This is a genomic window from Bacillus sp. 05T21 (assembly GCF_056396785.1).
Genome location: NZ_JBFTMD010000060.1, coordinates 1 through 7,786 on the forward strand (window position 1 = coordinate 1; position 7,786 = coordinate 7,786).

Sequence of the window (7,786 nt, forward strand, 5' to 3'; positions counted from 1 at the left end):
CATAAAGGATTATATGGAGGAGTATAATTATAATCGTTATCAGTGGACATTAAAAAAGATGGCTCCGATCGAATATCGGAACCACCTTTTAAGTGCTTGATTTTTCAGGGCTTTTTTATTAAACTGTCCATTTTATAGGGTACAGTTCAAATCTAGGAGGGTTCTTTTAGTAATAGGCTTCGATATGTTTTTTATTGCTAACTTAACAAACACTTGTATTCTAAAATAATGTGGTTTAAAAATGAAAAACAGAAGTTTTATGGAGTTTTATGTTAAAATATAGATATCAGATGTTATTCAATTAAAGGGTTAGTTAAAGAAAGTTTAAATCTCTTCCAAAGATAGAGCTAATTTTTAGCATACAAATATTTAATTGGATCGGGGTGTTTAGATGAAAAAATTATATAAGTCCACTCAAGATAAACAAGTATCAGGTGTATTAGGTGGCTTAAGCGATAAGTATGGAATTGATGTAAGTATCCTTCGAATAGTAACTGCATTATCAGCCTTTTTTACTAGTGGATTTACGGTGTTACTTTATATAATAGCTGCAATTGTTTTGCCTACAGATAAAGATATTAAGAGATAAATGTATGAACTTAAATCTAATTCCACAATCGAGAACTTTAAAGGAACGATTAGATAAAGGCACTCCGCCTCTTACATGTCTAGGGTACTTGAAAAGGACTTCCATTGACGTTAGTCATAGAGATAGGAGTGTCAATTATTTGTTTAATAATAAAAAGAACAAACGTCTCTAAAAAACGTTTGTCCGAAGTAAATTCATAGTTAGATAAGAGCTAGATTACGATTTATGTGTACGAGAAAGCCTTTTTATAAGTTTAGGAAGGACAGAAGTTAATTCTTGCTTCATCCGCTTCGTAAACGATGGATCCTTACCGGAAGTTGAAATCGTTACAATATATTCATCATTTCGGATGACACCAGGTGTGTGAAAGGATGATGCTGTGCCATCACTTACAACGTTAACCCATTGGAAATCATGTGCGGCTTGTTTGACCATCATATTGACATCATGTTGATTTGTAGCTGCATAAATAAGGTGAGCATCTTTAATATCATCATTACTAAAAGTTTTTTGCTTCCAAGTAATATAAGGAAGTTCCTTCATTTCCTCGCAAATCTCTGGGCTGATAACGGTGACAAAAGCGCCTGTATCTTTTAATCCAGACGCTTTCCGATATGCGATTTTACCACCACCAACTATAACAACTACTTTTTTATCTAAATTAAACATAAGAGGGCACATGTTATACATACACACATTCATCCATTCGTTCTAATAATGTTAACTTCATATATGTATCAAACTGAAGACAGTTGCAAGTCGTAACGTGATCATATTTTTTTGTATGCAACTTAATTTTTTGAAGCAACAATCCAGTAAAGAGAAGATACGGCATGACATATACATGGGACGCAGTCGATGTTATAGTCTTGAGCTCAGCGGTAAAAGAGGGAGTTCCTTTCGTTAAAAAGGAACAACATACTGGCATACCGAGTTTTTGTTCGACAACTGCTCCGATGTGTTGTAACTCATGTATCGGCTGTGGATCACTACTACCTCGTCCTACGAGTAAAACGCTACTACTTTGCATTGGCATAGTTTCACGTATTCTTTTCACTACAAGTTCCACCATATTTGGATGCGTACTAAAAGGTGGTGCAACTGAAAATGTTATATGTGGATATTTCTTTTGTAGTTGCTCTATTTCAAAAGGAATATCACGTTTATAGTGAGCTGCCGCAAATAATAAAACAGGTACAATCATTATTTCAGTTGCCCCCTGTATTATTGCTTCTGTAACCGCATCCTGAATGGTAGGAGTTGTTAGTTCAAGAAAAGCTATTTTTTGAATTCTTTCGTTACGTTCTTTCATAACAGATTGAATAAAGTGAATGAATTGTTCGTTACCTTCTTGTAGTCGGCTACCGTGTCCAACATATACAATTCCTTTCATCGTACCACCATGTCTTTCTTCATAATAATATCTTGTAATTGATGATCTACGTTATGAAACCCGATTTTATTTGCATAGTGTAAAGTTGGAACGTCGGTATACGAGAATGGAAGAGTAAGAATATCGATAAAGCCAAGTCGTTTTATTTCTGATAAAAATGTATCAATTGAGGCACGCCCTTCAAACACAATGCTATCCCATGAGAATTCAGAAAGCATACGAGAATGGACTTCATCGAAACGATGATCAATTGTATACTCATGAGTCATCATATAGGAGCCAGCACCAATTTTCTCTTGAATAAAAGCAATCCGATTAATATTTCTGCCTAAATAAACAGTAGTATCGGAAGAGAACTCTGCATGTTTACTTAGTAGCCCATATTGCATCAGTTTTTCTTGAGTGGCAACGTTCATATACTGCAGTTTTGCTTGTAAGGAACGAATATCTTTCTGGTGTTTACTACATGATCGCATCAATATTTCTACACTTTCAGATGAACAAAAAACAAGACGATTAACGTTAAAAATTTCATTGATTTGTTCAAGTGTTAATGTGTATTCTTCCTTTTTGAAAGTTGGAATTTGATATATTTCTGCACCGGATTCTTGTAACATTTGTTTTATTAAACTTTCTCTATTCGTTGCGGATGCAAATAAAACTTTTTTACCATGCAGTGGTTTACGTTCTTTCCAAGCAATTTGATCCCGTAAGGAAACGACATCACCAACAATTGTCATTGATGGATTAGAAATATTTTCGTTTTTGACGATAGGAACAATGGTTGAAAGAGTTCCTGTGACAACGCGCTGCTTTCCAGTTGTACCCCATTCAATGACTGCTACTGGCGTATCTGTTTTCTTTCCTGCTTGTAGTAAGCTTTCACAAATTGTAGGTAAGTTCTTTATACCCATGTAGTAGGCGATCGTGTCGCTATTGTGGGATGAATTGTATTTTCCATGATCGGTTAAAGGACCTTTTGCATGCCCAGTTAGTAAAGTTACACTATTACTATAGTCACGGTGGGTGAGGGGGATACCTGCATAACTACTAGCGGCGATGCTAGCTGTAATACCTGGCACAATCTCGTATGGAATGTTCGCAGCCGCTAAAGTTTCTGCTTCTTCACCAACACGGCCAAAAATAGATGGATCTCCGCCCTTTAAGCGGACAACGATTTTTCCTTCTTTCGCAAATTGAAGGAGGTGGGCGTTAATCATTTCTTGACGCATAGTATGATTCTTTGGCATTTTACCGCAATAAATAAGTTCACAAGTTGGCTTTGTATAGCTAAGAAAGTTAGGGTTCAATAAGCGGTCATATAAGACAATATCGGCACGCTTTAAGCAATCTATCGCTTTTTTTGTAATAAGCCCTTCATCACCTGGTCCTGCACCAACTAAATATACATATCCGTTCATATTCGCACCTCGTTTATTTTTATTTAAAAGGAAGCCAGGGAGGCTTCCTTTTGTAAATTACATGTTTATCCCGCTATTTGCCGTGCAGTAAGACCCCCTACCTCAAAATTCAGCGAAAACAAAGTAGTTAGGTGGGGATCAACTGCCCGTAAAAGCCCGATTGGTGAGGGCTAATAATCAGCGGGGGATGAACCAATCCCCGCTGATTAAAGTTTCACTTTATATAAATGTCACCGTCAATAACTTCTACTTCGTACGTTTGAATACAACCGTCATCCGGTTTTTGGACTTCACCTGTTAGTAATGAAATTTTCCAATCATGTAGTGGGCAAAAGACGAATTCCCCAGATACAATTCCTTCCGCTAACGGTCCATTTTTATGAGGGCACCGATTTTCTACAGCTCGAATATCACCATTTGAAAGGCGGAATAGGGCGATAGACATACCTTTCATTTGTACCTCTTTACCGATTTGAATAGGAAGGTCTTCCGCACGCATAACTTTTATTTTTTCTTTCGTTTGTATCATATAGATCACAGCTCCTTATTTCACAGTTTCTACTTCATACATCGCTTTTAAAGACTTCGTTTCTAGTGCTTGTCCCCAAGCTTCCGTATATGTGCTACGAGTTGTTTGGAAACGTTCATTTAGCGTAGTAACCATACTTGCATCTTGTAGTATTTCTTTTATGTGATCGAAGCCTAAACGTTCTGTCCAGTAGGCAGTACGCTCTCCGTAAATACCAGTTTCACGATAATACTGCATGTAAGCTGTAGCGATGCGAAGAACATCGTCTTCAGTAGGGACGATCATTACAAAATCAGCTTCACGTACTTCCGTACCACCATTTCCGCCGATATATAGTTGATATCCATTTTCGACACAAACAACGCCAAAATCTTTCGTCAGTACTTCCGCACAGTTACGTGGACAACCCGTTACACCCATCTTCATTTTATGAGGTGTATCTACCATTTCTAATGATTGTTCAAGTAGCATACCAAGTCCTAATGAATCTTTCGTACCGAATCGGCAGAAGCGAGAACCAACACATGATTTTACATTACGAAGTGATTTTGAGTACGCATATCCAGAAGTCATATTTAAGTCAGCCCATACGTTAGGTAAATCTTGTTTCTTAACACCATATAAGCCGATTCGGCTCGCACCTGTAATTTTTACGAGAGGAACGTCATATTTTTTTGCGACTTCAGCAATTTTCATTAAATCATCTGCGGTTGTAACGCCTCCGTACATACGTGGAATAACAGAAAATGTACCATCATGCTGGATGTTACCATTCATTCTTTCATTAACGTAACGGGATGATTTATCATCTGCATATTCTTCCGGAATCGCCATACGTAAATAGTAATTTAAAGCAGGACGACATTTTGAACAGCCGTCTTCATGGGCAAAACCAAGAACATTTCGTACTTCTTTTGGCGATTTTAAACCTTTCTCGTGAATGGCCGCTACGACTTCATCACGTGATAAAGTTGTACATCCACACATACCGGCAGATTGTGCTGAGGCATCAAAAGCATCTCCAAGTGTATGAGATAAAATTTGTTCAACAAGAGGACGACATTTACCACAAGATCCTGCGGCTTTCGTACATCCTTTTACTTCATCAAAAGTTGTTAAGTCTTGTTCTAAAATGGCATGAACGATTGTACCTTTCGTAACGCCATTACATCCACAAATTGTGTCATCCGCACTCATTGTAGCAACGTCAAGTTCACTTTCTTCACCAGCTTTGTGAAGAAGGGAAGCGGCTGTATATTCTTGTATATCTTCTTCTTTCTTTAACATGCTAAAGAGGCGTGTACCATCAGTTGCATCACCATATAAAACGATACCGACGACTTTATTGTCACGAATTAATACTTTTTTATAGGAACGTTTACATTCATCAAAGATTGAAATTGCTTTCGTTTGATCATCTTCATAAATTTGACCAGCAGAGAATAAATCACAACCTGCAACTTTTAATTGCGTACCGACGATGCTGCCCGCATATCCATTAGTTTGTAAATTCGTTATATGTTTTGCTAATATTACGCCTTGTTCATAAAGAGGGGCAACAAGTCCATATGCGATACCGCCATGTTCCGCACATTCTCCAACAGCATAAATGGATTCATCATTTGTTTGCATATAGTCGTTGACTACAATGCCGCGATTTACAAGTAAACTAGCATCTTTTGCTAAATGGGTATTCGGGCGTATTCCAACAGCCATCACGATTAAATCACAATTTACAATTTCACCATCTTCAAACTGAATACCCTCAACATGATTTGTACCAAGTATCTTTACAGTTTTCTTTTCCATTAGAAACTTCATGCCTTGCGCTTCTAAATCTTCACGCAATAGGGAAGCTGCTTTCGTATCTAGTTGTTGCTCCATTAAGCTAGGCATTAAATGAACAACATGTACGTCCATTCCTAAGTCAATAAGACCTCTTGCGGCTTCTAAACCGAGTAATCCACCACCAATGACAACGGCCTTTTTCTTTTCTTTAGCGGTATCCATCATAAATTGTGTATCTTCAATTGTTCGAAATCCTGTTACACCAGGAAGGGTGGAACCTTCAACTGGTAAAATAAAAGCACTAGAACCTGTTGCGATAATGAGTTTGTCGTATGTAAGAGTACGATTTTTTTCTGTGACAATGACCTTTTCCTCGCGGTTAATACTTTGAACTCTCTCGTTTGTATATAAAGTTATTTCGTTTTCTTCGTACCAACTATATTCGTTCATAATGATATCTTGCATATTTGTTTTGCCTTGTAGAACATGAGAGAGCATAATGCGATTGTAGTTTGGATGTGGTTCATCTCCAAAAATAGTAATCTCATATGAATCACTATCATGTTTTAATATTTCTTCCATACAGCGTATGCCAGCCATACCATTCCCGATCATAACTAAACGTTTTTTCATATTCATTTCCCTTTCTATGTGAAAAGTTGAACAAAAATTTATATTTCCATTATAGAAAATTAAAAAAGAGGGAGATGTGATATTTATCACATTTTTATAATGATTCACAAATTGTTAAAATTCGGATTTATGTGAAGAGAGAAGCGAAAGGGAATATGGTTATAGGGTAGAGGGGAAGCGTGAATATTTTTCACGCAATGAAAAAGCAGGACATGAGCATTTATACTCAGGTCCTGCACTTTATTTATGCTCTTGAAATTGCACGCGGAAATAAAATATTATTTTCTAAATGAATATGCTCAAATAAATCAGATTCAATGGCTTCAAGGCGCTGGTAAACAAGGCGATAAGTGCCGCAAGCTCCTTCTGGTGGAGTAAAGTCATTTGTCACCTTACGAAGTTCTTTAATAATATTGCCAGCGTGGTTATGTTCATTCTCCAACTCGTCTACTACTTTACGTAACTTTGCATAGTTTTCATCAGTTGGATTTTGTTCGAATGCTAAAATTAACGGGAAATCTTCCGTTTCTTCTTTAATTAAATGTTGTTCTAATTCCATTTTAAGTTCATGAAATAGTTTATGAATTTGAGCTAAATGAGGCTGATTTGCTCCATGAACGCGTAATACTTTCGTCACATATGGACTTAGCTGTGGCAACTCTTCATTTAAATAGCGATGATGCTTATTTACAACATAATCAATCAATTCTTGATAAGAAGCAGTTTTCCAATCAATTTCAGATTCATTTAATAGCTTCGTTTTATGATAAAGCGTATTTAACTCTGTGATTACCTCTGTTGCCGATAAATTTCTTTCATTAATTGCATCAATAAGTGGTCTATTACCACCACAACAAAAATCTATTCTATATGATTTAAAAAGGTCGCTAGCTTTCGGGAATTGTGTAACAATCTCACCAACAATAGAAGTTTCAGTAAATGTATGTTCCATATGAATGCCTCCATAAAGTTTAAATGTAATATCTAAATTAAGAATAGCGTTAAATTAAAATCAATGTGGTGATTGAAATCACTTATTATGTGTCATTTTTGAGAATAATAAAATGAGTTTTATAAAAGGAAGAGGGAGGTTAATTCGTCGCAATAGTTTCTGATAATAAAAAAGAAGCTTACTAGAAGCTTCTTTTTTATTACTATTTTTCACATGCAACTCCATCGCCATCACGATCAAGTTTAGAGCTATAACCTGGTTGATCTCTATATAATGGAGCTTTTCCAGCATTTTTAACTTCAGTACAATTTTTGTAAGTTACATTACTATTGTTACTTGCAGCTGGTTGTGTTTGAGCTTGCTGTGCTTTTTGCTGATCCTCTTGTTGTTTGCGAGCTTGTTCATCAGCCTGGCGTTTTTGCTCTTCTTGTTGTTTGCGAGCTTGTTCATCAGCCTGGCGTTTTTGCTCTTCTTGTTGTTT

The 7,786-nt window shown here is 36.5% G+C and carries 9 protein-coding genes; 2 read left to right on the top strand and 7 right to left on the bottom strand.

The genetic code is table 11. From position 1 onward, the window contains the following. Window positions 1–13 precede the first annotated feature (13 nt). Entirely contained in the window at window positions 14–100 is an 87-nt protein-coding gene (locus AC1DKZ_RS32255) for an IS3 family transposase (protein ID WP_078030485.1), read from the top strand. Between the two features lie 291 nt (window positions 101–391). Further along, window positions 392–589 carry a PspC domain-containing protein gene (locus AC1DKZ_RS32260; protein WP_000737853.1) on the top strand — a complete coding sequence of 66 codons (198 nt, stop codon included), beginning with the start codon at window positions 392–394 and terminating at the stop codon, window positions 587–589. A gap of 216 nt (window positions 590–805) precedes the next feature. Here the strand turns inward: AC1DKZ_RS32260 and AC1DKZ_RS32265 are convergent, their stop codons facing one another. The 7 genes from AC1DKZ_RS32265 to AC1DKZ_RS32295 all read right to left on the bottom strand — a co-directional run. Then, on the bottom strand, window positions 806–1,279 hold the full coding sequence (locus tag AC1DKZ_RS32265; protein ID WP_431182130.1) for a precorrin-2 dehydrogenase: 474 nt from the start codon (window positions 1,277–1,279) through the stop codon (window positions 806–808). Further along, complete coding sequence (locus AC1DKZ_RS32270) at window positions 1,272–1,982, bottom strand: sirohydrochlorin chelatase (protein ID WP_431182131.1); 711 nt, start codon at window positions 1,980–1,982, stop codon at window positions 1,272–1,274. The genes AC1DKZ_RS32265 and AC1DKZ_RS32270 overlap by 8 nt, the downstream gene beginning before the upstream one ends. Beyond that, the gene (locus AC1DKZ_RS32275; RefSeq protein WP_476997924.1) at window positions 1,979–3,403 is read right to left on the bottom strand and encodes a uroporphyrin-III C-methyltransferase; all 1,425 of its coding nucleotides are present in this window, start codon (window positions 3,401–3,403) and stop codon (window positions 1,979–1,981) included. Before AC1DKZ_RS32275 ends, AC1DKZ_RS32270 begins: the two co-directional genes overlap by 4 nt. A gap of 214 nt (window positions 3,404–3,617) precedes the next feature. Beyond that, window positions 3,618–3,932, bottom strand: coding sequence for a nitrite reductase small subunit NirD (gene nirD, locus AC1DKZ_RS32280; RefSeq protein WP_002127109.1), 315 nt, complete (start codon window positions 3,930–3,932; stop codon window positions 3,618–3,620). A 15-nt stretch (window positions 3,933–3,947) separates the two neighbouring features. Further along, the gene (nirB, locus tag AC1DKZ_RS32285; protein ID WP_476997925.1) at window positions 3,948–6,353 is read right to left on the bottom strand and encodes an NADPH-nitrite reductase large subunit; all 2,406 of its coding nucleotides are present in this window, start codon (window positions 6,351–6,353) and stop codon (window positions 3,948–3,950) included. A gap of 244 nt (window positions 6,354–6,597) precedes the next feature. Then, complete coding sequence (gene ric / locus AC1DKZ_RS32290) at window positions 6,598–7,305, bottom strand: iron-sulfur cluster repair di-iron protein (RefSeq protein ID WP_431182134.1); 708 nt, start codon at window positions 7,303–7,305, stop codon at window positions 6,598–6,600. Window positions 7,306–7,507: 202 nt separating this feature from the next. Continuing rightward, on the bottom strand, window positions 7,508–7,786 hold a 279-nt coding region (locus AC1DKZ_RS32295; RefSeq protein WP_476997926.1), incomplete at its 5' end, for an excalibur calcium-binding domain-containing protein.

Excerpts from the sequence above, each read along its gene's own strand:
- AC1DKZ_RS32270 (WP_431182131.1), bottom strand. The coding sequence starts at position 1,982 with ATGAAAGGAATTGTATATGTTGGACACGGTAGCCGACTACAAGAAGGT.
- nirB (WP_476997925.1), bottom strand. The coding sequence starts at position 6,353 with ATGAAAAAACGTTTAGTTATGATCGGGAATGGTATGGCTGGCATACGC.
- AC1DKZ_RS32265 (WP_431182130.1), bottom strand. The coding sequence starts at position 1,279 with ATGTATAACATGTGCCCTCTTATGTTTAATTTAGATAAAAAAGTAGTT.
- AC1DKZ_RS32255 (WP_078030485.1), top strand. The coding sequence starts at position 14 with ATGGAGGAGTATAATTATAATCGTTATCAGTGGACATTAAAAAAGATG.
- AC1DKZ_RS32260 (WP_000737853.1), top strand. The coding sequence starts at position 392 with ATGAAAAAATTATATAAGTCCACTCAAGATAAACAAGTATCAGGTGTA.
- nirD (WP_002127109.1), bottom strand. The coding sequence starts at position 3,932 with ATGATACAAACGAAAGAAAAAATAAAAGTTATGCGTGCGGAAGACCTT.
- ric (WP_431182134.1), bottom strand. The coding sequence starts at position 7,305 with ATGGAACATACATTTACTGAAACTTCTATTGTTGGTGAGATTGTTACA.
- AC1DKZ_RS32275 (WP_476997924.1), bottom strand. The coding sequence starts at position 3,403 with ATGAACGGATATGTATATTTAGTTGGTGCAGGACCAGGTGATGAAGGG.